Genomic DNA, 26,591 nt, shown 5'->3' with positions numbered 1-26,591 from the left:
ATGTGATCTCTTGCTGTATTTAACAATGTTTATATTCAGAATGCCTATCTCTAACATGATTTAGGAGGTTTACATCCTGTTTTGTCTTTTGTCAATTCAATTTATGTTTATAACTTCCACGATATACTCCAGATTCTTTACTTTTTGAGAATGAGGAGAAAGACTAAATTTTTTAGCTTATGATGAATGAATGTACTGCATGTGGAACGCAAAATGAAGCAGATGTTTTTTTATGCAGATCATGTGGGAAACCATTGATGGCCTATGCTGATGCCTTAGAAAATGTAAGTAATAAACAACGGGTTTTGGAGCGTGAGTTAAATACCAAAATGGTTGAACTTCGTAAAGAACTCAGTACGCTTAGAGGTTTCTATTTAAATCAGCTTGAAAAAGAGAAGGCAGCTTTTGTCCCTAAAGAAGAAGAGCAACTAGAGCTTACCCTTGCGGATCGGAGAAATGAAGAAATACGAAAAGTAAAGCCTCAAAATATAGCAGTAACTCCACCTCCGATTGAAGACAAGGAAGAAGAAAGAGTAGCGGAAGTTGAGTCTGAAGTAAGAGAGCAATCAACATTTGAGTGGAAAAATGTATTGCCTTGGTTAGCTCCTATCTCAGAAGCGTTCGGGCTATTATCGGGTATTTATTTTCGATATAAGAAAGAAGGGAAGCTACCGATTCTCTTTATGACTTTGGCAGGGGTTGTTGCCATGTTATTTGGTTTTGGATACCTCATGCAATATGCTTTACCTAAATTTGGGAAATGGGCAGAGGTCGTGAAAGTTGGTAGCGGGTTCTTATCGGGAGTAGCCGTGATTGTAGTTGGATTTCGATTATTTTTCAGAGATCAAAAGTATGAAGATTTTGGCTCTGCTTTGGTGGGCTTAGGCTTAGCCCTCAATTATCTTATGATCTACTTTATGAGTGGATTAGGAGAGTTTCCTTCTTTGTCATCCAGCCTCTTAGGCTTTATTTTGGTAGTGCTGAATACAGGACTTGGAGTGTTCTTAGCACTTAGACTGGAAGCGAAAATCATAGCTGTATTATTCTTGTTTGGAGGTGCTTATGCGCCATTTTATTTATCCTCTACAGAAAATGGGCAATTGTACTTTTTATACTTGTGGTTTTTAACCTTAGGTGCAATTCTAATTTCAGAACGAATAGCATGGCGAGGACTCTTTTATTTAGCATTTCTGAATTCAGTATTTCTATTAGAATATTCGGTATTTGAGCAGCGACCAAATCAGTTATTATTTGTTGCTTATGACCATCTGTTTGCTTACCTCTTTTTCTTCTTTGTAGTTTTTGAAAAAGGGAAGTTAAAATACAATTGGAAAACTACTGATCTGTTAGTTCTCTGTGGATCTTTAGGCTTTTTACTGTTCAATTTGTATCAGAGTCTGATCGAACAACAGTTCATTTTAGGACTTTTATATTTAGGAAATGCAGCTGTTTTTGGTATAGGTTTAAAGTTCTTGTGGAGCAGACTTGATAACCGAATAAAAGTAGCCTTACTCACAATTATTTCTACTTTTGTAGGCTTGGCAATACCTGCCTTGTTTGAGCATAGTATGATGGGCTTTTTCTGGGGATTGGAAGCCGTACTGCTCATGATTTTCGGTTTTACTTTCCAAATGAAGGCTTTACGAAAAGAAGCGTGGTTACTGTTTCTTTTTGCTGTTGGGAAATTACTTTACCAGAGTTCAGCATTAGTGACCAATTGGGAGTTGGGCTTAGCACAAGATAGTTTCTATAATTTCTTTGCACTTGGGCTCTTACTAACGATTGTTTGGAGAGTGATTGAGTGGAAAAAAAATGAACTGGAAGGAGATGAGCAAGTTTGGTTTAAGGTCACGAAAGAAATCATACCACTTTGGGCAATTATCGTCTTTAATGTAGTAGCCTTCCAATTCATGGGAATGTGGGCTTGTGTATTAGCTCCAATTCAAGCAGTAGGTATGTTTGGATGGCATAAATATTTCAAAAATAAGTATACGGCATATTTATCACTGACTTCATTGGCTGTACTAGGAATTGGGATTACAAATTCAGCCATGACAGTAGGGCACGCTTACTTTGCAGGACAGTTGATGTATGGAAAGTTTGCAATGATTGAGTGTTTCTTAAGTTTGTGGGGCTTAAGAATGATTTATCAGCTCATGAAAATGGATAAGAAAAGTGAGCTTTATACCATTCTATATCATTTGTGGGGAGCCTTTTTCTTACTTATTCCAGTTGCTATTATAAAATCAGTTTATAGGCATTATCCTGAATGGTTGAGTGTAGTTGCTAGTATATCTATATTAATACCGTATGCAATCGCTAAAAAAGTGAAATATAGAGCGATAAAAACCGAGGTATATATTCTATTCGTAGGTGTATGTTATTTATTCCCATTCAAAAATGAGCTAAACTATTTAGTTCTTTCGTTGGTACTGGTTTCACTTATTTTATTTGAAAAAGGATACAATGCTGAAAAGCTAGAGAAATCTTATTATCGTTTTCTACAAATACTCACACCTTATTTAGTAATTGTATTACTCTCAGTATGGCAATTTGACAACAATACGGAGGCTTGGATAGGAATAGGAATCTCAATGAGCCTCTTAGCTATGTTATATACAAATAAGTATGTAGCTGTATTTAAAGCTACAGAACACTGGAATTATGCTTTGGCAAGTGTATTTGGTTTGTTTAGTGCAGTTGTTCTCTTCTCTAACAGTATATGGATACCTATTTTATATACAGTACTATTGGTCGTTTATGTATACTACATGTACTCGGTTTATCAGAGAGCTTTAGAAGATAGTTTGCGTAAGCATTTTCCTTGGACTTTTATAGTACTTCAGTTGCAGCTCATATCTTCAGTACTGACTTTGTTAGAACGATTCCACTTCGATGCATTTGGTGCATTGTTTACCCTCTTTTTAGGTTTAAATGCAATCGTACTTATATTTATTTATTTGAGATCAGCAGATAAGTTATTTGTAAAGATTTCAATCGGATTTTTTGCAAGTACCTTATTGAAGGTGGTATTCTATGATACTATTGATTTAGCGATGCCACAAAAGATAATGGTATTTATTGGCCTGGGAGTATTGCTCTTGGTTGCCTCCTTTGCTTATGTGAAGTTGAAAGAACGAATGAAATAGAAAAAAATCCCTAGCTCAGTTTTGGGCTAGGGATTTTTTATGGAAATAACGAAATAAGAAATTACATCGTGATTTCTACATTGTCAGTAAGTTCGAAAGACAATTCCATTCCGCTTTCCAATGTATAAGAACCTTTTTTGCCAAGAGCTGTAGCACCAACACCAGCAGCAGCACCAGCAGCGGCACCAATAAGAGTTCCTTTAGTTTTGTTTCCTTTTTTACTACCCAAGTTACCAGCTAAAGCACCAGCAGCAGCACCTACACCAGCATTAAGAGCTGTTTTACCAATTTTATTTTTGCCCTCAAAGTAAAGCGCTTTTGTTACAAGTGCATAATCAGCTCCGCTTAGTGTAACCGTTTTAAGTGTAAGCTCAATGTGAGATTTTCCACCTAGTTTTTTCTCATTCTTAACTTTGGTAATTTCTCCTTTTACGACCGAACCAGCAGGGATAACTGTTGCATCATCTGCAACAACATCTTTTGTAACGAGTGCACTAAAGACGTTACCTACTTTTACCGAATCAGTAGAAAGTTCTCCATCCAATTTTACATCAATCATACCGCCTGAGGCAAGTGTAAATACCTTAGGTTCAGCTTTGATTTCTTTTACTTCAGGAGATTCTGCTGTCACAGAAGTAGAAGTTGATTCTTTAGAAGTACTAGCACTCACTTGTGTTTTTTGTGGTGCCGCAACTGCTTTAGTTTCAGGAGTAGTAGCTTCTTCTTTTACTTCTTCAGTTACAACTTCTTCTACAGTTTCGGTCTTTGCCTCAGTTGCAGTTTCTTGTTTCTTTTGACAAGAACCAAGGGTAAGAAGTGTAACGAAAATTGATGCAATAGTTAGGTGTGTAAGGGTGTAAAGTTTTTTAGTATTCATAATCAAAAAGTTTGAAATAGATTTATCCGAAATAGGTAAACATTTGGGACAAGTGAAAAGTAAAGTCAGAAAGTTTACTATAATTTCATTTTTAGCAAAAGTTGAAGAGATCAATACTTAAAAATATAGATTGAATGCTAATCAATCTTTAAATCTTGCTATCTCTAAATTTATTATAATAAAAAATGCCCGATCAGTACAATTACTAATCGGGCTTCATTTATCTATAAATGAGTTGGTTATTCAGATTTTGCGAGTAAATCTTCTTTTTCAGAATCAACTTCCTCTAAAGATTTGACATTGTCTTTGATTACTCTTTCGATCAGTAATCTACGAGGATCAATAGCTGCTTTAAGTGGCTTTTCATTGACAGTAAACTCAAAGAACTGCTCTTTCTGATCAACTTTTACTCTTTCGAAGTAAAGTAGTTTTTCTTCATCAGCATCGGCATAAACCCCAATATCAACCCAATCATTAATCGGAACTTCATTTTCAGTACCAAGCGAATCAGCTTTTAGCTTTGAGGCATCAATTTTCATTTTTACCCTAAACTTTTCATCAGCTGTTTTACTAACTGTTGCTTCTTGAAGTCTAAAGTCATACAAAGTAATTTCTTTAAACCAATCATCTACAAGGTAAGCCAATGAGTCTGGTACTTGCTTCTCTAAATGACGAAGGAAGTCTAAAGAAGTCGGATAAGGAGGTTCTTTATACCTGAATTCTCCCAAGAAGTCTCTTAAAGCAAGATTGACATTTTCTTCTCCGATGTAGTCTTGTAGGGCATAAAGTACCACACTACCTTTTCCGTAATGGATATATCCTTGATCACTGTTTGCTTTATAAAGTGGTTTCTCTTTTTCAACTTCACTTGATCTACCTCTCAAATATCTGTTGAAGTCATATTTCAAGAATTTCTTCATTTTCATGTCATCAGATATTGATTTCATGACCATTAAAGAGGAATATTCAGCAAAGGCTTCTGTCAGCATTGTACCGCCTTCCATCTCTGCACCAATTTCTTGATGAGCCCACCATTGGTGTGCCATTTCGTGAGCAATCACTGCATCTATGACATTATTTTCTGTTTCATCTTCTAAGTTGATGATAAAACCAAAGGCTTCAGAATATGGCATTGTACCGGGGAATGCCTGCGCGAAAGTACTGTATCTTGGAAACTCGATAATACGAGCTTGTTTGTGCTCGTAAGGGGCAAAGTTTTCTGAGTAGTAGATTAATGAACGCTCTACGGCATCGATCATGACATCTACATTCTGTCCGTGATCTTTATCGTAATAGATTTCGATATCCACATCATTCCACTTCTTCTTTTTGACTTCAAACTGAGCAGATACAAACGATGCAAAATCTAATGAAGGGTGATCTACTTTGTAGTGGTAGTATTTTCGACCTTCTTTTGTCCATTCTTTTACTAAACTTCCTGGAGCAACAGCAATTTGATCATCTGAAGTAGATATAAAAGTTTGAGCATTCACCCAATCAGAACGACCGTTTGATAGGTAGTTGCGTAAGCATGTCTCTGAACAATCAGCTTGCAGCTCTGGCATTTGCTCTTTTTCTGGCAAGTCATACTTCTTACGTTTATTCTTGTCAGAGATTTCAATACCTTCATAATACCCTAGTTTAGGTAAAATGGTCAAATTATTAATGAAGGTTCCGTTTTTAACTATAGACGTATTTCCTCTACCATTTTGGAAGCCCTCAGTAACATATTCCGTCTTCAATACAAGATCAATAGTGTCTCCTTGTTCAAGAGTTTGATCAAGTTGGAACATGATCACTCCATCGTCTTCATTATGGAAAATCTCTTTACTATTTGGGATTTCAAAGGTTGGTTTCCAATCGTCACTATAAACGTATAATAGTGTATCGATTGGGTTCTCTTGCTTATTGACCAACTTCAAATCAGCTTTTACAAAAACATCTCTCTGATGCGGGAAAATATCAATATGATAGGTGACATCTGTAAGAGAAGGAATTGGCAAGTCTGTGTATTTTTTATACTCTTTTTCATAGTCTACTTGGCTTTGCTCTCTTTGGTCTGTTGTATCATAAGGATTCAGAACTTGAGTGTTGTAGTAAACAAAAGAAGCCACTCCAATCCAAAGAACAGATAGACCATAAAAGGCAATGGCATTTCCTCCTTTCATTTGTTGAACCGCTAATTTGATTCTTACAGGGAACGTTTTGGTTGTACCTCTATTCCAGAAGAAACCAGCTTTGAAAAGAGCCAATAAACCAAATAGTACCCAATAGATCGTAAACCAAATTGTAGAACTTAAACCAGGACCTAAACCACTAATATCTGAATAAGTAATATTTGGGGCAGAACCTATGTCTATCATTCTAGATTGAACATCGAAGACACTCATCAATATCTCTGACCCAAACATGATCAAGATCGAAACAAAGTAGGCGATATATTTATGATTGACGAGTACTTGAATCAGGATACAGACAAAGATCCAGATCATGAATCCAGGGAATGTATCTAAGAATAATACGGTAAAGTAAACGTCAAATTCAAAGCGTGTATATCCATTGATCAGTTGGTAGCCTGCCGCAAAGAAAATCATTCCGATGAGGATGACACTTAGCATAGAAATAAGTGCAAAGGCTTTTGCAGAAAGAGAAATAAATGAGTTATGTGGAGTAGCATCAATAACTTCATTTAGTTTAGCTTCTCTATCTCTCCATACCAATTCGCCACTGTAGAAGACCATACTTACTGCAAACAAAATGCTGATAGACGTTTGAATGACTGATAGCATTTTGTAGGTAACAGGATAAGATTGAAGTCCGAAATACTCGAAGCCGCCCCAAACATTTGCAATGAATTCAATCAAAACATAGATAGAGAGAATCTTCATTAGATTACTCTTGATCATGCTTCTGAAATTGATAGCAAATATACTCTTCCATTGTAACCAAGTGAGACTAGTACCGAAACGAGGAAGTACATTTGGTTTACTAATCTGATCAGCTACCGAATCAATAACTTCTTCTTTTTTAGATTTCTTACCAATGTTTCTAGCTTTGGGAGAAAAGGTAATATAAGCCAATACTGTAATCAGTAGTCCAATTGAAGTCCAAATCAATCTGTTGTAGAGCATCAAGCCTTCAAAGGCTACAACCGTTGTATTTTTCTCAACTGTTGTGAAATACCTACTGACATGTGTAAACGTACTAACCGCAAACATATCTACTAATGCTGCCATCGTTTCATTTTCGATATCAGACATTAAAGATAAACCTATGGCATAGCCCATAAGAATGAATAAAGCACCTCCAAATGAAATCAGTGTACTTCTAAATTTGCTGGCTAAAGCAAATACCAAACTACCAGCAAATAGCGTATTTGGAAGAACAAAGAGTAAATAAGTATTTAGAAAGGCTTTCCAAGGTGTCGGACCAAAACGTTCGGCTGGCATCCATCCTGCTACTGGGCCTAGTTCTTTACCAATAATAAAAGCAAGATAAACGCCCAAATAAGGTAAAGTAGCCAAGAAAAAAGCCCCTAAGAATCTGCCCCAAAAATAGGCTGATTTCTTAATTGGTGTACTAAAAAGAATTTCGTTGAATTGGTTATTAAAGTCTCTGAGAGCTGCATTGTTGAAAAATGCAGTAGAGGCTAAAATTCCAAAAATAGAGAGTATACTGATGTAGAATGTAACAATGTGAGGTGCATTTCGGAAGACTGCTCCAGCTGAACCACCAATCATTACGCTGTCACTTACAACTGCGGCAGTACTCAGCAGTCCTAAGACAAAAATGAATACATAGACCATGGGCTGTTTTAATCCGCCCTTGACCTCTTTCAAGAATATTTCTAAAAACATAAAAAAGATAAGCTTAGATTAAACAAGTTCTGGCTGAAGATTGATTTTGGAGAAGAATACATCTTCTAAGTTCGGAGAAACAGCAATAAAACCATCTTGAGGAGCTTCATCACTCAAAATGTGAATGACTGGTTTTCCTGCTACCATTTTATCAGAAATAACTTGATACTGTGCTTTGTATTGCTCCACTTCATTTCGGGCAATAGTCTTTTGCCAAACGCGGCCTTCCAATTCAGAAACAGCATCTTCTGGAGCGCCTTTGTACACAATTTGTCCGAGGTTCATGATCGCCATATCAGTACATAGCTCTCGTACATCTTCTACAATGTGCGTAGAAAGAATCACGACAACTTCTTCACCCACATCAGCCAAAAGATTGTGGAAACGGTTTCTTTCACCAGGGTCTAAGCCTGCGGTTGGTTCATCTACAATGATCAGTTGCGGATTTCCGATAAGGGCTTGAGCTATACCGATACGTTGTTTCATACCGCCCGAAAAGCCTTTGACACTTTTATTTCTTTTATCAAAAAGATTCACCTTTTGCAAAAGGTAGTGTACCAGTTCTTTTCGCTCTTTTTTATTGCTAATACCTTTCAATACCGCAATATGATCTAGCAATTGTTCAGCAGTAATTCTAGGATAAACCCCAAACTCTTGTGGTAGGTATCCTAAAACTTTTCTTAATTCTTCAGGGTGTTTGATGACATCAATCTCATTCAAAAAAATCGATCCTTGATCAGCATCTTGAAGTGTAGCAAGCGTTCGCATAAGCGATGACTTTCCTGCACCGTTTGGCCCCAAAAGCCCAAACATGCCTTTGCTAATTTCAAGGTTGATATCATTCATGGCTTTTACACCATTTGGGTAAGTTTTAGAAAGATTAGTAATTCGTAAACTTGTCATTCGAGTGGGAAAAATTTATATGTAAAAAATATTTAGTACAAAGGGAGTAGTAGCTTATCGTAATCTTATTAAAAGACGTGGTAAAAATCAATAGGTTGCTAAAGTGCTAAAAATGAATGAAAAGATTATAATAGAAAGCACTATTAATTGTTAAATATTAAAACACTATTAGTCGAAAAACGAAAAAAAGTAATGCGTAAAAATGTGTTTAATCTTCCTTGTTAGGATAGTTAAGCTCAGAATATACTTCTATACCATGTTGCTCTAAAATGGAGGTTGTTATGCCATTTCCATCTATCAATTTCCCTGTAAAAGTACCATCATAAATTTTTCCACTTCCACAAGATGGACTTTTAGCCTTCAAAATAGCATGAGTGATATTATATTTTTTTGCGATAGCTAGACTTTTTTCAGCACCTTTTTGAAATGCATCTGTGACATCTTCTCCTGTTTTGGTGACAACCTTTAAGCCGTCTTCGGTTTGAATAATTTCGGCGGGAGTTCTTGGTGTTGGGAGACCTCCCATTACTTCAGGACAGACTAAAATAGCATCCTCATTTTCGAGCAAAGCCTTTAGTTCAGGTTTTAAATTATCTTTTCCATCATAACGACAAGCTTCTCCTGCCAAACAAGCACTAATCAAGTATTTTTTCTTCATAAAAATTATTCTTGTAGAGAAAATATAAAGATCAGAGGAAGAAAATTGAAGTCCAAAATTTTAGTTTTTTATTAACAGCTAAAAGCTGATTATGAGCTATAAAAGAAGAAGAGTGAAGTGTAGTTTTTGTAGATGAAATGTATGTTTCTTCCTCAAAAATCAATAACATTTCCGAATCTAACTATGTTACTTAGGAAAAGAACTATTTATCTGTCCCTTTAACTATGGCTACTACCGTAAACAAGACTCAAAAAATCCTCGATGCCTATAAATTACATGTTTTAGAACATGGCACTAAGCCGAATTCGGTATTCAAATTTTCTAAATCTATCAAACTTAAAGAAGAAGATTTTTACCAACATTTCAATTCATTCAAGGGAATTGAAAAGCATATATGGCATTCTTTTTTTCAAGAAACTTATGAGATGATGACCTCAGAAGAGGTGTACCAAGAATACTCAGCAAGAGAGAAGCTACTTTCATTCTATTTCACTTTAGCTGAAGTATTGAAAAAGAATAGAAGTTATATTCTTGAAGCTACAGAATGTCCGAAAGAGAAGGCATTGAAAAAAACTCCAGAATACTTGTCATTATTTAAAAGCGAGTTTCATAAGTGGGTAAGAAATGTCTTGATGGAGGCAAAGGAAAGTGAGGAAATTAAACGCAGACAATATTTGGATGACTTTTATCCGAAAGCCATGTGGGTGCAATGCTTATTTGTGATAGATTTTTGGATAAGAGATGAAAGTGTCGGATTTGAAAAAACGGATGAGGCAATAGAAAGAGCAGTAAAACTGAGCTTTGATCTGATGGCTGAAACGCCTTTAGAGTCTGCTTTTGATTTTGGAAAATTCTTATTCCAAAGCCGATAAACACATTAGAACTAACCCGAAACCATGAAAGAACAATCTAAGATACCTTCTACCAAAGTGCAGCGTGCAGCTCGTTTTGTGCGTACAGGGGCGAAAGTTGGTGGAAATTATGTAAAGCATTATACCAAGAAGGTTTTTAACCCAGAAATAGGAACCGAAGAACTTCATGAAGATAATGCAAGAGATATCTACGAATCGTTGAGTGAACTTAAAGGGAGTGCCTTGAAAGTAGCTCAGATGATGAGTATGGATAAAAATGTGTTGCCAACGGCTTATCAAGAAAAGTTTGCAATGGCACAATACAGTGCACCGCCATTATCATATCCTTTGGTCGTAAAAACATTTAGAAAATACTTTGGGAAAGCACCAGAGCAGATTTATGAGAGCTTTACCAAATCGGCTGTAAATGCAGCTTCAATTGGGCAAGTGCACAAGGCTACTTTGGAGGGAAAAGAATTAGCGATCAAAATTCAATATCCTGGGGTGGCTTCTAGTGTGAAATCTGACTTGAAGTTAGTAAAGCCTTTTGCTATGCGATTGGTCAATCTGAATGAAACAGAGCTAGACCATTACATGGAAGAAGTAGAAATGAAACTTCTGGAAGAAACAGATTATGAATTGGAAGTAAGAAGATCTATCGAAATTTCAGAAGCATGTGCTGATATTCCAAATCTAAGATTTCCAAAATATTATCCAGAGCTTTCGAGTGAGCGAGTGATTACGATGGATTGGCTAGAAGGAAAGCCACTGCGCGAGTTTTTGAAGAAAGAACATTCTCAAGAAATCAGAGATCAGATTGGTCAGGCTCTTTGGGACTTCTATGATTTTCAGATTCATCAGTTGATGCAAGTTCATGCTGATCCGCATCCTGGAAATTTCATGCTAAAAGAAGACGGAACACTTGGTGTTATTGACTTTGGTTGTGTTAAAGTAATTCCTCAAGATTTCTATGATGCGTATTTCGGTTTACTGAAAAAAGAGGTTTATACCGATGACGATCATCTGATGGAAAAATTCAAGACGCTTCAGTTCATTTATGATGATGATACCGAAGAAGATAAATTATATTTCTCCAAAACCATCCGCGATCTGATTTTCTTACTCGGAAGACCTTTCCATCACAAAGAGTTTGATTTTGCAGATGAAAGCTATTTCAAGGAAATTTTTGAAATGGGAGAGATGCTTTCGGAAGCGAAAAAATTTAGAACAAGTAAAAAAGCGAGAGGGGCAAGAGATGGTCTCTATATCAATAGAACATACTTTGGACTTTATAATTTACTCCATGATTTGGGAGCAAAAGTGAAGACTGAAAGTTATGACAGCTCTAGTGTAAATAAGTAAACAGTAAAAATAGGGCTAAAGAAAAAGGGTAGAAGACGAATGTTTTCTACCCTTTTTAGGTGTGAATTACTATGAAGTAGTTTGTTGTTGTTGATTATAAACTTTGATCTTCCTCAAGTGTTGGGGAAATCTCTCTCTTCTCAAATTGAACGATAATGGAATCGGTATTTTCTCCGATAATATATTCATGAGGCTTTACAAATATCCCTTGTCGACTTCCGTACGGATGCCATGACGGAACATAAATATCATAAGCCATATTGGGGTATATATTTTCTAAGGCTGAAAGTGGTTCGTCTTTGATTGTAAGTACTGAAAATCGTAATCGTCCTTGCAAAAGAAGGTCACCAGAAGTTATCAGTGTATCTGGATCGAAGTTAGTTCCCTTTACAACTATTTTCACTTCTTTAGTTGGGCCAGTATATTCATCGCTACAAGAGAAGAATACAATAGGTAAAATGGTTAATAGGATTAATTTTCTGATCATAAATCATGTGCTTTTATGCTTACTCTTACTTCTAAGACCCACCTGATGCTCAGAAGGTTGAAATGAAGTATAAAAAAAGAATTCTTTTTAGGTGAAATGTGAAAATGGAAAGGATGGTACTTTTCTGAGTTAAAGATTGTTTCAATGCTAGACAATCAATTTTCTCAGTTATGAAATGGTACTTGGCAGTATTGCGTAATTACACAGGCTTTGATGGTAGAGCAAGTAGAAAAGAGTTTTGGATGTTTGTACTCTTCAACTTTCTAATCGGATTTGTGGCTGCTCTGATTGATAACCTTTTTGGTATTGCAAATGCAGAAACAGGGGCAGGGCCAATCTATGGGATTTATAGTTTGGGAGTGTTATTGCCAAGTATAGCTGTCAGTGTAAGAAGACTTCACGATATTGGTAAAAATGGCTGGTATCTGCTTATTATGTTTATTCCGCTTATCGGATCTTTAGTTTTACTTTATTGGTGGATTAAGAAAGGAGATCTAGGAGCAAATGAATATGGCGCAGAACCCATTCAAGAGATTGCTTTATCTTAAGTATTTTGGACATATATTTTCGAGATAAAATCTTCTATTTGAAGAGTTAGCGAAGTGATCTTCGAATTAAGAAATGGGAGTTAGAGTCTTCAGACTCAAATAGGGAATAAAATCGAGTCTGAAGACTCTTACCTTCATACCTAAATCCTTAGATGCTGCACTCGCTAGCTTCGCAAACTCTAAGGATAGTCTTACCTATATTCCTATATCCTTTTACTTACTTAATTAAGGTTTATAGAAAATATTGTCTGTTGTGCTTAAGTAATTAACTGCACCAGGAATGATTTCTATGCAAAGCTCTTTATGTTTTCCTGTCAGCTCTCCATCCAGTTGGAGTGTTTTAGGCTCTTCAAAGGTTATTTTAGCTTTCTCAACTTGGTAAATTTTAGCATGATCTTCCACTTTACTGACAAGGTCTTCAGAAATGGTGCTAAGTCCTAAATTTATTAGTCCTTCCAGATTTCGTTTGTGAACCACGACAATCTCTAGAAGTCCATCGTGTGGATTCCCTTTAGGGTTGATCACCGCGCCTGTTCCGTACATTCTTGTATTGGCGATGATAACGGTATAAGCTTCATGTTTTTTTATTTCTCCATCTATTTCAATGCTAACGTTGAATAGCTCAGATTCGGCGATTGCAGAAAAGAAATGCTTGGCATAAGCTGCCCAACCGCGTTCTTCTTCCTTTGAGTACTTTTCAACGATAGTGGCATTAATTCCCACATCTCCCAAATGAATACTACAGAATTCACTATTCACCTTTATGATGTCCAAAGGCATTTTAACTTGTGTGAGCAGTATATCATGAAAAGCAGTAAGCGGATCATGTGAAACTCCTAGCTCTTTTGCCATTCCGTTGGCAGAACCAAGAGGAACAATTCCCATAGGAGCATGAGAACCGAGTAGAGCCAATGAGGTCATGAGCGTAGTTCCATCTCCGCCCACAGAAGCAACTTTATCAGGGGTGTATTCTTTGACTTTATGTTCTAGGTTGATCACATCGTCCTTTCCTGTGGTATGAAATTCTTCTAGCTCGATTCCATATTTCTGACATAAAGATTTCGCTTGGTTGATAAATTCGGTTTTATCTGTACTTCCAGAAATGGGATTGACAACTAATAATACTTTCATACAACTTTAGAATTTTATGAGAAAAAGTAGACCTCAACTATCTTAATGCGACTCGTATTAATTTGGTTCGGGCAAATAAGATTCGGAGAGTGATTGAGTTGAAGTCGCTGAAACAATTTCTTTTCGGCTTTGTTTATTTTACATGTAAAATAATTTTTATATGTTGAGTTATGAAAAAAATCACAGCACACCGTAAAAGTAGTAAGGTAAATATGGGAGGAATCATTCTAGATCAACCTCTGCCCACTGCTACAATAGATCAAGTAGACCCTTTTTTACTAATCCACCATTGGAAAGACAGGTTACCAGGTAATCAACTTCAAAAAAATGTGGGAGTAGGAGTGCATCCGCATAGAGGATTTTCTCCTGTAACTTTTATCTTCAAAGGAGCGGTTCATCATAAAGACTCGGAAGGAAATGATGAAATAGTAACAGAAGGTGGCGTTCAATGGATGTTTGCTGGACGAGGAATTATGCATAGCGAGCGACCTCCAGCGTACTTGGCAGAAGAAGGTGGTGATTTTGAAATTATTCAGTTATGGGTGAATGTTCCTGCTAAATATAAAATGGACAATCCATCATATCAGCCTGTGAAAACTGAAGATATGCCAAGGTTTATTAGTGATGACGAAAAGGTAAAAATAGATGTTGTTGCTGGGCAATTTAACGAGATAGAAGGAAAAATAGAGCACCCGAGTCCTCTGAATGTTTTCCGATTAGATATGGATACTGATGGGGAGGTAGAATTAGATGTACCCGAAGGTTATCAAGCCTTAATGTATATTTTAGATGGAGAACTTGAAGTCAATGAATATGTAGTAGGTAAAGGCAAAGAAATGTTTGTTTTTGCTGAAGAAGGAAAAAATGTGACTTTGAAAGCAAATCAAGAAACTAGAACGATCTTTTTGGCAGCTCCTCCTATAAATGAAGAGGTTGCAACTTATGGTCCGTTTGTGATGAACACAGAGTCTGAAGTCATGCAAGCGCTAAGAGATGCTCAAATGGGTAAAATGGGCGTTTTATTGGAAGAATAAGAATAAAAAAATGCCCCTTCAACTTTATGAAGGGGCATCATTCTTAGTGATATAAATTATTCTTGCTCTTCTTGGTCTACGTCTTCCAATTCTTCAGTAGCATCTTGCATATCATCTTTCATTTGCTCTTTGTGCTGATTGATACGCTCTTCTCTTTCTTTTTCCATCGATGCATACTTCTCGAATTGCTCATCGTTTAGAACTTCTTTCATCTGCTTGTGAAGCTCTTCACGGCTTTCCTTGATTTCAGAAGTGTTTGCACCTCTTGTTTTGTATTTACCAATTTCTTGGAAGTGCTCTTGGTAAATTTGAGTTACTTTTTCTTTCTGAGAGTCATCTAGTGAAAGCTCAGAAGCCAATTTGTTACAGACACGTTGTGCTGCTTCTTCTGGGTTTGGCATTTGTTGTGCGTTGGCAGCAAAAGCAAACATGAAGAAAGCTGCAACAGCTGCGATAGTTTTCAAAATTGATTTCATAGTTAGTTTGTTTGTTTAGTACGTTTCTTCAAACTGCTATGACATTCAAAAAACTTCGCGTTGTAAGTTCTTTGCTAAAAAGTGATTTTCTTTAAACGTTCTCTGTAATGATCACTTTGGTAGCGTTTCTGGCAGGTACAATAGATGCTAAGAATGTAATGACAATAATAGCGGCTGCAGTCATTACGAAATCTAATGCTTTTATCTTGACTGGGTATGCATCAATAAGTCCGCTGTTAATACCTAGACTTACCCAACCAAAGTATTGTTGACCAATACAGATGCCATAGCCAAGCAACAAACCGACAGAAGCACCTACAAAAGCAATGAGACTACCCTCTATTAAAAAGACACGCTTCAAGAAGGTCTGAGACGCTCCCATAGTCATGAGTATACTAATGTCTTTCTTTTTCTCAATACCCAGAATCGCCAGTGAGTAAAATATATTGAATGAAGCGACGCCAAGTATAAATACAAATGCGATGTAGGTGAAAAACTTCTCGATTTTGACAGCTTTCAAAATATGAGCTTGTTGTTCATCACTATTTTTTACCTCAAAGTCATCGCCTAGAGCATCCTTAAGCTGTTCTTGAACTTCATATATGCTGTAATTCTCTGCTACTCGAATCTCTAGTGAGGTCAGTTCATTATCGTATTGTAGGAGTTTCTTTGCAAAACCCATTGGTACAATTACGTTCTGAGCATCATATTCTGGTTCTGTAAGGAAAATCCCTCCAATCTGTATATAAGCTTTCTTAAAGGCAGTATTGGGATTTAGAGAAACTTTCTTTTCTCGCTTCGGAAACCAAATTTCTAACAAATTCAAGTTATCTTTTACTCTTAAAGAAAGCTCCTTGTAAAGCTCAGCGCCTGCCAATAAATAAGGAACGCTATCTTTTAAAAGGTATGAATCACCCAATACTAAAGTAGTATCAAATTCGTAAAGGCTCATAAAGTTTGAAGAAACGCCCTTCATATTAATTACCTTTTGTTGGTCTTTATAAATCAGTAGAGCATTGTCTTCTACCGTTTCGGTAAGAACTTCAACTCCTTCAATTGTATTTAGCTTATTTTTGAGCGCGTCGGTATATTCAAAGTGTTTGCCTTTGCTAGGGCTGATCTTGATGTCGGGGTTATGCATCATATACATATTCCTAGTCAAGTCTTCTAGTCCATTAAAAACGGATAAGACAATGACAAGTGCAGCCGTACCAATCGCAACGCCAAACATAGAGATACTAGAAAGAAGTTTGATAAAACTTTTTCCAATAGAAAAATATCTTCTGGCTATGAAAAGTGGGACTCTGAAGTTTGATGTTTTACTCATAATTCAAAAATACATTATTCAACTAAAAGGAGCTAGTAAAACAAATTGAAGTATAATGTTGGAAAGCATTAAAAAATCCATAGCTGAATAATTGACACCAAAAAGACGTTATTGTAAATAAATTGTTACTAATTCATCGCTTTCATTAGACATTCTTTTAAGCCTATAAAAATTAATTTGACACACTAAAACCTTGTTAATATAATGAATGTGCTAAAATGGCTGTTCCAAGTATTAAATAATTACAAATATTTTGACAATATTATTTGGTTAAAATGGATTTTAACGGAATAAAACACGGTAATGAGTAAGATTGATTAGAAAGCTGATTTTAGTCATTCTCTTTAAGAATGGAAAAATTTACACTTGCCATACCAAAATTCCATTTTAAGGTAAGGGGAAAAAATTGGATTAAAAATATTACACAACTCGGTAAAAAAAACAGACAAGCAATGAGTGTGTGGGTTGTGGAGAGATACTACTAGACTGTTGAAACAGAAAAATGATGAAAAAACTTATTCTAACATTACTGGTGATGCTGGGATTTTCAGCTTTTGGAGCTGAAGGGGCATTTGCAGAAGTTGCCAGTATTATGAGTGCTAGTGCTGTTGAGGCCGGAGGACATGGAGCACCAGCATCCCCATTTTCAGTAATTCCATTTGTGATTTTATTGACTATGATTGCTACAGGGCCTTTATTTTATGAAAAGTTCTGGCATCATAACTATCCTAAAGTAGCTATAGGCTTGGCCCTAGTTGTAGTTGTGTATTACCTTTTCGGGCTACACAATCACGCTGCGCCATTACACGCTTTCTTTGAGTACTTCCAATTTATCTCACTATTGTCGGCATTGTATATTGCCTCAGGGGGTATCATGATCAATATAGACCGTAAAGGGACACCACTCGCAAATACGGTACTATTGGTTATTGGAGCTATTATTTCAAATATTATTGGTACTACAGGTGCCTCTATGCTTTTGATTCGTCCATTCATTCGTTTGAACAAAGGACGTATTTCTGCTTACCATATCATCTTCTTTATCTTCATGGTAAGTAACGTGGGTGGAGCTTTGACTCCAATTGGAGACCCTCCACTATTCTTAGGTTTCTTGAAAGGAGTACCGTTCGAATGGACATTAGAGCACAGTTTCACGCCGTGGGTATTTGGAATTGGCTTGTTGGCTATTTTATTCTTCTTTGTAGATAAAAGACAAGGAGCAAAAGAAGGTGACCTGATTGAAGATAATTCAAATGCTGAGTATACGAATAAAATTAGCTTTACAGGAGCGAAAAACTTTTTGTGGTTGGTTCTTGTGATTGTGGCTATTTTCATTGACCCTGCAAAATTGAATTGGGTACCTGCAGTAATTGAGCACACAGACGGAAGTTTGGGTATTTCTACAATCCCTGCGGCTAAAGAAGCTGGAACGTATTTGACTGGTTTCTCTTTCATCAGAGAGCTAATCATGCTTAGTGTTGCTTACTTCTCTTTTACATTGGCTGATAAAAGAGCAATTGAAGGAAATGATTTCAACTTTGAGCCAATTAGAGAAGTTGCATTCATTTTCGTAGGTATTTTCGGTACAATGATGCCCGCTTTAGAATTGGTAGCCTCATTTGCAGCATCTCCTGAAGGAGCCGCTCTAATCACGCACAATACACTTTATTGGGGTACAGGTACACTATCAGGTATCTTGGATAACGCACCAACTTATCTGAACTTCTTTACTGCAGCGCTTGCAGCTAAAGGTGGAGATATTGGTAATCTTCAAGATGTAGTTGCCTTTACAGAAGGAGCACAGCAATTCGGAGGAATTGAAGCAATTATTGAGTTGAGAGCAATTTCAGTATCTGCGGTATTCTTCGGAGCTATGACATATATCGGTAATGGACCTAACTTTATGGTGAAATCTATTGCAGAGCAAATTGGTATTGAGATGCCTTCGTTCTTCGGTTATATCGTTAGATATTCGTTGCCAATCTTATTACCAATCTTATTCCTTACATGGCTAGCATTTTTTGCTTTTGTATAAGGTAAAAGAGTTAAGAAATAAAGGTCTTGGTACGCTTAGGTGCCAAGACCTTTTTTTATATCCTTTTTTTAGCTCGTATGAATTGCATAAAAAGTTCATTATTTAGTTGAGAATAGCTTCTTCAATAGCTTATACCTTACGATAGCTCACAGAAGTATCTAGAACCCATTCCATAGCACCTCTGTTTGATGACTGAAACCTAATTACATTCCTAACGGAGATTTAACCTAATTTACTTAACCTACTATCATAATGCTGAAAATTTACTCTTGGGTATTTTTATTTTTTTGTTGCTGCCATTTATCTGTCTTTGCTGAAAAAAGTAAGAAGACAGATATAGAATACGCTGAAGAAGACTGTTCTTCACGTTTTGGTTCTATGATTTTACCGAATAAAGTGACCTACACTTTATCGACGAATCTGATTTCTTTTAAAGTCTGGATGGAAAGCGGTTCTGCTATCATCGAATGGGAAACAAAGGAAGAAACTAATAGTGAATCATTCGATATTCAGAAGTCGTTGGACGGAGAACACTATGAATCCTTATTCAAAGTGGATGCATCAGGAAGCTCGAATGCCATTCAATATTATTTTTTCCAAGATGATTTTCCTGCTCTAGGAAAGAACTTCTACAGATTAAAGCAAACCGCAAAAGATGGCTCTTGCTCATACTCAGATCCTATTACTGTTTTGAATGATATGAGAGAGAAGTTAACGAATAGTTTGCATCCTGCTGCTAGCCATATCTTCATTTCAAAAGATAATCGGACATCTTTAGCCAGCAATTATGATTTTATGCTTTATGATGAGATAGGTAATCAACTGAAAGTAGGAGAGGTGTCAAGTACTCCTCATGCTTGGGAAATTTCTGTAGATCATCTGATACAAGGTATGTATTTCCTCAAAATATCGAATGATAACGGAATACAGTATGAGAAAATCATTGTACACTAAAAGAAGCGATTTATGGAAATATCATCATATATCATGTGGGCAGGGATTTGTTGGCTAGTACCTTCATTACTGTATTATTTGGATACACACTCTGGTGCAACGTTTTATCCGAATGTGATTAATGAAGAAAAACCCACTGAAAAACAGCTTGAAAAGCTAAAAGAACACTACCAAAAAATTTACAACGGAGAGCGTAATAAATAGTATTTAAAGTATCAAACAGACTTCGAAATAATCAAGAAACAACTACTAAAAACCTATTATCATGAAAAAAGGTCTGATAGCGATAAGCTTACTATGTTTGATATCTTTTAGCATAGTAGGACAGAATCGTATTGCCCCGAAAGTTGAAGATGCTGGAAAAGATACAAGTGAAGAGGTCTTAACAATTAAGAATGCTAAAACACTAGATACGAGTGGAACCTTTAAAACTTTGATTATTCAAAAAGGCACACTGAATATTCCTTCAGGGGTTATACTGACCGTTCGAGAAAAGATCGTAATGTGTACCAATGCACTTCTAAACTTAGATGAGGGAGCTTCTATACGTGTTTTGAGCGAAGGGAAAGAATCTGTAGTATTAGAGGGAAATAGTACAATTAAAAATGAAGGAAAAATAGAAATAAATGGAAGTATAATACTCAAAGATTTTAGCTTTTATAGAGGAAGAGGAGTGCTAGAAGTAAAGAAAGATTTCAGAACGGAATCTTTGGCTGAAGTGAATATAGAAGGGGAGGCATTCTTCAATAATCTATTATTAAATAATGAGTCGAACCATAAGTTTTCAATTTCTGAAAAAGCAAAACTAGAGGTGAAATCGAAAATAGAATTGACTCACTACAGTAGCCTAGAAATTTCAGGTCTTTTAGATGGTAAAGGTAGTTTAGATGTTTCTGGGAAATCTAAAATTCATGTGATTGAAAGTGGGCATTTAGCCTTAGCTAAGTCGGCTAGTTTTTCAAAGAATAGTATAGGAGAGATTGTAGGAAAGTTTGAAGTAGGAGAGAGTCTAGACCTATTCGGACATTCTAACTTCATTGTCTACGGAGAAATGAAAGTAAAACAGCATATTCATCACAAGCAGAAAGCAGTTGTAGATATATCAAAGCACGGGAAATTTATGGTAGGAGATAATTACTACCTCAATGATCATGGTGAAGTTTATGTAGATGGTGAAATGATGGTGTGGGGAAGTTTTGTGTCTACAAGCAAGTTGGCGAAGAATATTTTTACAAGTGCGAAAGGAGTTATCAAAGTATCGACTCAAAATACATTAAAACTGGATGGTGTAAATATTTCTGTTGAGGAATCGCCAACTGTTTTATAAGTCTAAAAATAATATTAATAAGGTTGAGAATAATCTGATTAGTAAACCACTCGAAATATTTTTGAGTGGTTTCTTTTTCTATAAAAAAGCCTTGCAAAATAGGTTTTACAAGGCTTTAAATATCTATGAATAAGAAGGTTTTAGTTTAATGGAGCAGTAGCTCTAAACAGTAAACTCTCTTGATCAGCATCAATGCTATAAGCGGCATCTGCGGATGCAAAGAATGCTTCTCCTTTTTCAATCTTAAACTCATCAGTATCTGTCTTCACAGTTACATCTCCTTCTATTGCAATTATAATTTCGGCAGCGTGTTTTTCTACACTTTTATAAGTAGATGCAGAAGGGAGTGTAATTCTACTCAACTCAAAATCTGGAGCAGGACTTTTATAGACACGTTCGTAATCAGAAATATTTTCACCTTCCAATAAATTTGGTGTCACAGCTTCAAAAGTAACATGCTTCAACAGCTCTGGAACATCTACGTGTTTTGGAGTTAATCCACCACGAAGAACGTTGTCAGAATTTGCCATCAATTCCATGTTTACACCTTCTAAATAAGCGTGTGGAATTCCCGCATCTTGGAAAACAGCTTCTCCTTTTTTCGCTTTTACAAGATTGTAGAAATAGATAGAGAAAATACCTCTATCTAAATGATTTCCTTGAGACATTTCCACTGCAGCTTTAGCCGCCCAGTAGTTCGGAGAGTGTTTCTCTAATTTTCCAGCTTCGTAAAGAGGGAGAAGGTGATCGATAAGAGGTTGTAGCATTGTATCTACTTCCTCTTGTGGCATTTCCATAACATATTGATATAATGCCTTATAATTGCCGCTTTCAAAAACAGGAATTAGAGGTTTAAAGACATCATAAATTTCAAGTATCTCACGAAGACTTTGTTCATTTCTGAAACCGTGCAGCAACCAAAAATCGGTTAGAGCAACCATGATTTCAGGTTTATGATTATCGTCTTTATAGTTTCTGTGACTAGCTGAAAGTGGAATTCCTTCCTCATTTTCTCTAGCAAATCCTTTAACTGCTTCCTCTTTTGTTGGGTGTACTTGAATAGAAAGCATTTGCTTTACATCAAGAACTTTGAATAAAAATGGAAGTTTATTGTCAAAACGTTTTGCAATTACATCTCCAAGGATCGTATTTGCATCCGTCTGAATGAAATCATTTAGATTCGTCTCACCATTTTGTGTACTAAGAACTGAAGGAGCTTTATCGTGTGCTCCCATCCAGTATTCTGCGTATGGTGTATTTTCTTCGGCGCTAAAATCTAGCAATTGTGGGATAAATGAATTTCCACCCCATGCATAATTCTGAATCTTTCCCTTAAGTGGGTAAACGTAGGTTTTCATTGTTTATTTATGTATTTCTATCTTGAAGTTTCTTAATCTTTTTCAAATTTAAGAAGGTAAATCTAAGAGTATTCTGATGTTCAAGAAATCATAAAAACATAGTTAATATGTATTATTTCTTAAATGCAGAGTAAAACTTTTACCCATAAATCACAATTACCTTTTCCAATTGAAAGAAGATCAAGTTTGTGTTTAGTTTGCTTCTGCTTCAACCCATTCAATAGCCCCAATATCTGGCTCAGAACTACGATCTATACCATAAAAATCAGTAGTGTATTTTGTCTGAACGCCATTATTTATAGCAGGGCTTTCAGCGTCTAATCTGAAGTCTAGTAAATAAGTGTCTTGTGTAAAAACAGGATTATCAATACTTGTATTTTCAAGTCCACTTATTTCATCTGACGTTGTTTTTATAATATTGTTACTTCCCGAAAGCAAGAATGTAGCATCTTCTTCTTGGTTTATAAAAAGCTCATCATAAAGATCTCCCCAAAGAATGTTATTGGTAAGTGTGATTTCTGTATCACCATAAAACTCTAGATCTTCAAATTTGACATAATTAGAGAAATTAAAGGATGGCTCATTTTGAAAAAATGAAGGGGTAAAATTAGCAAAAGTGTTATGGACGAGTTCATATTTGCCCCCTCCACCAAATGCCATTGCTATTTGAGAGTTGTAAATGATGGAATTGATCAGTTTTACATTGCAAGAAACTCCTAATAAAGCCATGGCTTCCATATTTGCAATCAAGGTATTTTCAATACTGAGATTGGCCGTTTCAGAACCATTTCCTATGTAAAAAATACCATAGCGACCATTTTTAATAATGGTATTTTGAATGATATGATTTTGACTATTTTCAGATAGAAAAATACCATTCCATTGGTTGGGTGCATTGGCATAGTATTCATCTTGACGAATAGATTGGATAAGAATAGTATCTTCTAGAGAGCCTAAAAGTTGAATGTTTTGATTAATAATGATACTTGAAAAGTTGTCCATTAAGATGGTCGCACCAGCATCTACCAAGAGATTTTCACCAATGATATTTCCTCTAAGAACGTAAGGTCGATCAGCTGTCCAGTGTGTAGAATTCTCAAGTAAAGTCTCCGTTTCATTAGCTCCAATAATGTGTACATCTTGTTTCCATGCTTGTACAGGTAGTTCTTGAAGCTTTGCATTGAAGGAAAACTGAAGCTGATTCTCTAAGAAAATCATATCATTTTGATCCGAATTTTCTAGCGTAGCATCTAGAAGCAACATCAGACTGTCTTTGCCAAAAAGTGTGATATTGTTAAATTCTTGAGCATTTTCTCCAAAAAGGCTGATTTGAAAATCATTGGTAGCTTCTTGGAAACGAATGCTATTAATTAAGATTGCATTTTCAGACGGATTGTAAACTTTTAGGCGTTTTGTCGTACTTTTTATTTCAGAATATAAAGTGTCAAACGTAAGTGTATCTTCAGAGAAAGTAAGATTCAGACTTGGGTCAGTACTGATTTTCTCTTCAGAAGGTGTACAAGCAAAAAAAAGGAGTATGTTTAGTAGAAACATGCCTCCTAGCAAAAGTCTGTTTGACATAAAATCTATCAGTTAAAGCTATTGATAAGTCTCGTTGACTTTATTGTATAAATCCTCAGGTACAGGACTTTCGAATTCAGCAGTCTGAGGTTTTGGTTTTACCCAATTTATAAAGCCTTTTCGCCATGCATATGCAAGACCGAGTGCTAAAATACCGACAAAAATGATAGCTTCAAAAAGTGCAAACCATCCCCAAGTTCCTTCCGTAGCATCTATTAACTCTTTTTGACCAAAAACAGTGGCCCAAGGGAATAGAAATATGATTTCTATTTCAAAAAGAATAAACATAAGTGCTACAATATAGAAACGAATGTTGAAGCGTCCCCATGCATTTCCTACGGGATCTTCACCACTTTCATATGTCGTAAGCTTTTCTGGATTAGGTCTATTTGGACGCAAGAGCATTGAAGCCATTAGTCCTCCAAATACGAAAATAATACCTGCAGCAATAAAGAGAAATATATATCCGAAATCAGAGACGATATTCTGTTCTTCCATAAAAAGTTAAAGAATTGAGCTGTTTTATGTTTTTGAGAGAATAACTGATCTATTCGTGATTAGTTATCTAAAAGTCATATAATTACTCAAATTTATGAAAAAACATGAATCAATAGGATGATGTGTAAAAGAAAAGCGAAAACCTTTACAAAAAGATTTCCGCTTTTAGAATTATATTTTTGTGAAACTTTATGCTTCAACTTTTTCGATTACTTGAGAAAGCTTATCTCTGTAGTAGTTTTCCCAAGCCCATGCACTTTTTACCATTTCATCCAAATCTCTTTCAGCTTTCCAGCCTAATTCATTGTTTGCAATGTCTGTATTTGCCCAAACTTGTTCTACATCACCACTACGACGAGGTGCAATTTTGTAATTGACTTTTACTCCGTTAACTTTCTCAAAGGCATTAAGAACTTGAAGAACAGAGCTACCAGTTCCTGTACCAATATTGAAGAACTCATAATTGGATTTACATTCGCCTCCTTCCATTCGTTCGACAGCTTTAATGTGAGCTTTAGCCAAATCAACTACATGAATGTAGTCACGAATACAAGTTCCGTCAGGTGTGTTGTAATCATCTCCAAAAACCTGAAGTTGTTCACGAATACCTTTTGCCGTTTGAGTAATAAATGGGATGAGGTTCTGAGGAACTCCAAGTGGCAATTCTCCAATAAGAGCAGTATGGTGTGCTCCAATTGGGTTGAAATACCTTAACGCAATTCCATTAATTTCTGGGTGAGCTTTTGCAGTATCTCTCAATATTTCTTCACAAACCTGTTTTGTGTTTCCATAAGGTGATTCAGCAACTTTAACTGGTGCATTTTCATCTACTGGAAGTTGATCAGGTTGTCCGTAAACCGTACATGAAGAAGAGAATACAATATTTTTCACATCATGCTTTTTCATACTTTGAAGTATGTTGACTAATGATGTAAAGTTATTTTGATAATATTTTAATGGATCGGCTACAGACTCACCTACAGCTTTTGAGGCTGCAAAGTGAATGATACCAACCATGTCTTTATGTTTTTCAATAAAGGCATCAGTCTTTACAGGATCAATTAGATTGAATGATTCAAAGGTTGGTCTTTTACCTGTAATTTGTTCTATCTGATCTAAAATTTCAATGTTAGAATTTGAAAGATCATCAACGATTACAGGCTCGTAACCTTGTTCAATTAATTCAACTACAGTGTGCGAACCGATAAATCCAGTACCACCAGTAACAAAAACCTTTTTCATTTATTATTTAGAAGTTTTGGAATGTCATTTAGATATTGATTTCAGCTAGGTTTCCTTTCGCTATTTGCTCAAGGTATTTTCCATAGCCGCTCTTTAAAAGAGCCTTGGATAAGTTTTGTAGTTGCTCAGAATCAATAAAGCCCATTCTGAAAGCTACTTCTTCTATACAACCGATCTTTAAACCTTGTCTTTCTTCAATAACTTGAACGAATTGCCCTGCTTGCATCAATGAAGCAAAAGTACCCGTATCTAGCCAAGCAGTACCTCTATTTAATTTTCCAACAGAAAGCTGTCCTTTCTCAAGGTATACTTTATTGACATCTGTGATTTCTAATTCTCCTCTAGGACTAGGTTTTAATGATTTCGCAATTTCTACGACTTGATTATCGTAGAAATAGATGCCTGGTACAGCATAATTTGATTGAGGATTTTCAGGCTTTTCTTCAATTGAAATTACTTTTTCATTTTCATCAAAAGTAACTACGCCATATCGCTCTGGATCATTGACGTGATATGCAAATACAACTCCTCCCTCAGGATTTATTTTAGACTGTAGAAGTTGACTCATTCCATCGCCATAAAAAATATTATCACCTAATATTAATGCTACAGAATCATTTCCAATAAACTCTTCTCCAATAATGAAGGCTTGTGCTAGTCCATCTGGAGAAGGCTGAATTGCATAAGTAATATCGCAACCTATTTGAGAACCATCACCCAAAAGCTTTTTGAATTGAGGCATATCATGAGGTGTTGAAATAATCAAGATCTCACGAATACCGGCAAGCATTAATGTTGATAGAGGATAATAAATCATTGGCTTGTCATACACAGGCATGAGCTGTTTACTGACAGCCAATGTCAAAGGATGTAGGCGAGTGCCTGATCCTCCGGCTAAAATAATTCCTTTCATAGTTATAGTGTATTTGCGTTTCT

At 36.0% G+C, this 26,591-nt stretch carries 22 protein-coding genes; 9 read left to right on the top strand and 13 right to left on the bottom strand.

Features of this window, described 5'->3' with window-relative positions:
- The first annotated feature begins 179 nt into the window (after positions 1-179).
- Positions 180-3,149, top strand: coding sequence for a DUF2339 domain-containing protein (locus BC781_RS24520; protein WP_109623031.1), 2,970 nt, complete (start codon positions 180-182; stop codon positions 3,147-3,149).
- Between the two features lie 61 nt (positions 3,150-3,210).
- Here the strand turns inward: BC781_RS24520 and BC781_RS25685 are convergent, their stop codons facing one another.
- The 4 genes from BC781_RS25685 to BC781_RS24500 form a co-directional block, all read right to left on the bottom strand.
- The gene (locus BC781_RS25685) at positions 3,211-4,026 is read right to left on the bottom strand and encodes a hypothetical protein (protein WP_109623029.1); all 816 of its coding nucleotides are present in this window, start codon (positions 4,024-4,026) and stop codon (positions 3,211-3,213) included.
- A gap of 239 nt (positions 4,027-4,265) precedes the next feature.
- On the bottom strand, positions 4,266-7,883 hold the full coding sequence (locus BC781_RS24510; protein ID WP_109623027.1) for an ABC transporter permease/M1 family aminopeptidase: 3,618 nt from the start codon (positions 7,881-7,883) through the stop codon (positions 4,266-4,268).
- 18 nt (positions 7,884-7,901) lie between these two features.
- Positions 7,902-8,786 carry an ABC transporter ATP-binding protein gene (locus BC781_RS24505; protein ID WP_109623025.1) on the bottom strand — a complete coding sequence of 295 codons (885 nt, stop codon included), beginning with the start codon at positions 8,784-8,786 and terminating at the stop codon, positions 7,902-7,904.
- Positions 8,787-8,994: 208 nt separating this feature from the next.
- Positions 8,995-9,444, bottom strand: a complete 450-nt coding sequence (locus tag BC781_RS24500) for a DUF523 domain-containing protein (protein ID WP_109623023.1) — start codon at positions 9,442-9,444, stop codon at positions 8,995-8,997.
- Positions 9,445-9,668: 224 nt separating this feature from the next.
- Here BC781_RS24500 and BC781_RS24495 point away from each other — a divergent pair, with 224 nt between their 5' ends.
- Both BC781_RS24495 and BC781_RS24490 read left to right on the top strand, forming a co-directional pair.
- A complete protein-coding gene (locus tag BC781_RS24495) occupies positions 9,669-10,316 on the top strand; it encodes a TetR family transcriptional regulator C-terminal domain-containing protein (RefSeq protein ID WP_109623021.1) in 648 nt (215 codons plus the stop codon).
- Between the two features lie 24 nt (positions 10,317-10,340).
- Positions 10,341-11,657 (top strand): ABC1 kinase family protein, encoded by a 1,317-nt coding sequence (locus BC781_RS24490; RefSeq protein ID WP_109623019.1) that lies wholly within the window; start codon positions 10,341-10,343, stop codon positions 11,655-11,657.
- Positions 11,658-11,751: 94 nt separating this feature from the next.
- Here the strand turns inward: BC781_RS24490 and BC781_RS24485 are convergent, their stop codons facing one another.
- Positions 11,752-12,144 (bottom strand): hypothetical protein, encoded by a 393-nt coding sequence (locus BC781_RS24485; protein WP_109623017.1) that lies wholly within the window; start codon positions 12,142-12,144, stop codon positions 11,752-11,754.
- A gap of 170 nt (positions 12,145-12,314) precedes the next feature.
- Here BC781_RS24485 and BC781_RS24480 point away from each other — a divergent pair, with 170 nt between their 5' ends.
- Entirely contained in the window at positions 12,315-12,692 is a 378-nt protein-coding gene (locus tag BC781_RS24480) for a DUF805 domain-containing protein (RefSeq protein ID WP_109623015.1), read from the top strand.
- A gap of 225 nt (positions 12,693-12,917) precedes the next feature.
- On the opposite strand, the gene BC781_RS24475 is transcribed toward BC781_RS24480, so the two are convergent.
- Positions 12,918-13,823: a diacylglycerol/lipid kinase family protein gene (locus BC781_RS24475; RefSeq protein ID WP_109623013.1), complete on the bottom strand. Its 906-nt coding sequence runs from the start codon at positions 13,821-13,823 to the stop codon at positions 12,918-12,920.
- 170 nt (positions 13,824-13,993) lie between these two features.
- Between BC781_RS24475 and BC781_RS24470 the strand changes: the two genes are divergently transcribed.
- On the top strand, positions 13,994-14,857 hold the full coding sequence (locus BC781_RS24470) for a pirin family protein (RefSeq protein ID WP_109623011.1): 864 nt from the start codon (positions 13,994-13,996) through the stop codon (positions 14,855-14,857).
- A 56-nt stretch (positions 14,858-14,913) separates the two neighbouring features.
- Here the strand turns inward: BC781_RS24470 and BC781_RS24465 are convergent, their stop codons facing one another.
- Complete coding sequence (locus tag BC781_RS24465) at positions 14,914-15,333, bottom strand: hypothetical protein (RefSeq protein WP_109623008.1); 420 nt, start codon at positions 15,331-15,333, stop codon at positions 14,914-14,916.
- Between the two features lie 91 nt (positions 15,334-15,424).
- Positions 15,425-16,660 carry an FtsX-like permease family protein gene (locus BC781_RS24460; RefSeq protein ID WP_109623007.1) on the bottom strand — a complete coding sequence of 412 codons (1,236 nt, stop codon included), beginning with the start codon at positions 16,658-16,660 and terminating at the stop codon, positions 15,425-15,427.
- A gap of 592 nt (positions 16,661-17,252) precedes the next feature.
- Here BC781_RS24460 and BC781_RS24455 point away from each other — a divergent pair.
- The 4 genes from BC781_RS24455 to BC781_RS24445 all read left to right on the top strand — a co-directional run bounded on the left by BC781_RS24455 (position 17,253) and on the right by BC781_RS24445 (position 20,976).
- Positions 17,253-18,695 (top strand): sodium:proton antiporter, encoded by a 1,443-nt coding sequence (locus BC781_RS24455; protein ID WP_245935663.1) that lies wholly within the window; start codon positions 17,253-17,255, stop codon positions 18,693-18,695.
- A 252-nt stretch (positions 18,696-18,947) separates the two neighbouring features.
- Positions 18,948-19,649, top strand: coding sequence for a T9SS type A sorting domain-containing protein (locus BC781_RS24450; protein WP_109623005.1), 702 nt, complete (start codon positions 18,948-18,950; stop codon positions 19,647-19,649).
- 12 nt (positions 19,650-19,661) lie between these two features.
- Positions 19,662-19,853, top strand: coding sequence for a hypothetical protein (locus BC781_RS25440; protein ID WP_146201778.1), 192 nt, complete (start codon positions 19,662-19,664; stop codon positions 19,851-19,853).
- A gap of 61 nt (positions 19,854-19,914) precedes the next feature.
- Complete coding sequence (locus BC781_RS24445; RefSeq protein ID WP_109623003.1) at positions 19,915-20,976, top strand: hypothetical protein; 1,062 nt, start codon at positions 19,915-19,917, stop codon at positions 20,974-20,976.
- Positions 20,977-21,116: 140 nt separating this feature from the next.
- Here the strand turns inward: BC781_RS24445 and manA are convergent, their stop codons facing one another.
- The 5 genes from manA to rfbA form a co-directional block, all read right to left on the bottom strand.
- Positions 21,117-22,334, bottom strand: a complete 1,218-nt coding sequence (gene manA, locus BC781_RS24440) for a mannose-6-phosphate isomerase, class I (RefSeq protein ID WP_109623001.1) — start codon at positions 22,332-22,334, stop codon at positions 21,117-21,119.
- Between the two features lie 192 nt (positions 22,335-22,526).
- On the bottom strand, positions 22,527-23,915 hold the full coding sequence (locus BC781_RS24435) for a right-handed parallel beta-helix repeat-containing protein (RefSeq protein ID WP_109622999.1): 1,389 nt from the start codon (positions 23,913-23,915) through the stop codon (positions 22,527-22,529).
- 18 nt (positions 23,916-23,933) lie between these two features.
- A complete protein-coding gene (locus BC781_RS24430) occupies positions 23,934-24,413 on the bottom strand; it encodes an NADH-quinone oxidoreductase subunit A (protein WP_109622997.1) in 480 nt (159 codons plus the stop codon).
- A gap of 189 nt (positions 24,414-24,602) precedes the next feature.
- Positions 24,603-25,655, bottom strand: coding sequence for a UDP-glucose 4-epimerase GalE (galE, locus tag BC781_RS24425; RefSeq protein ID WP_109622995.1), 1,053 nt, complete (start codon positions 25,653-25,655; stop codon positions 24,603-24,605).
- Positions 25,656-25,683: 28 nt separating this feature from the next.
- On the bottom strand, positions 25,684-26,568 hold the full coding sequence (rfbA, locus tag BC781_RS24420; RefSeq protein WP_109622993.1) for a glucose-1-phosphate thymidylyltransferase RfbA: 885 nt from the start codon (positions 26,566-26,568) through the stop codon (positions 25,684-25,686).
- Between the last annotated feature and the right edge of the window lie 23 nt (positions 26,569-26,591).

The organism is Sediminitomix flava (assembly GCF_003149185.1).
In the GTDB taxonomy this organism is placed as follows: domain Bacteria; phylum Bacteroidota; class Bacteroidia; order Cytophagales; family Flammeovirgaceae; genus Sediminitomix; species Sediminitomix flava.
This window is presented reverse-complemented; position numbering and strand designations above follow the sequence as displayed.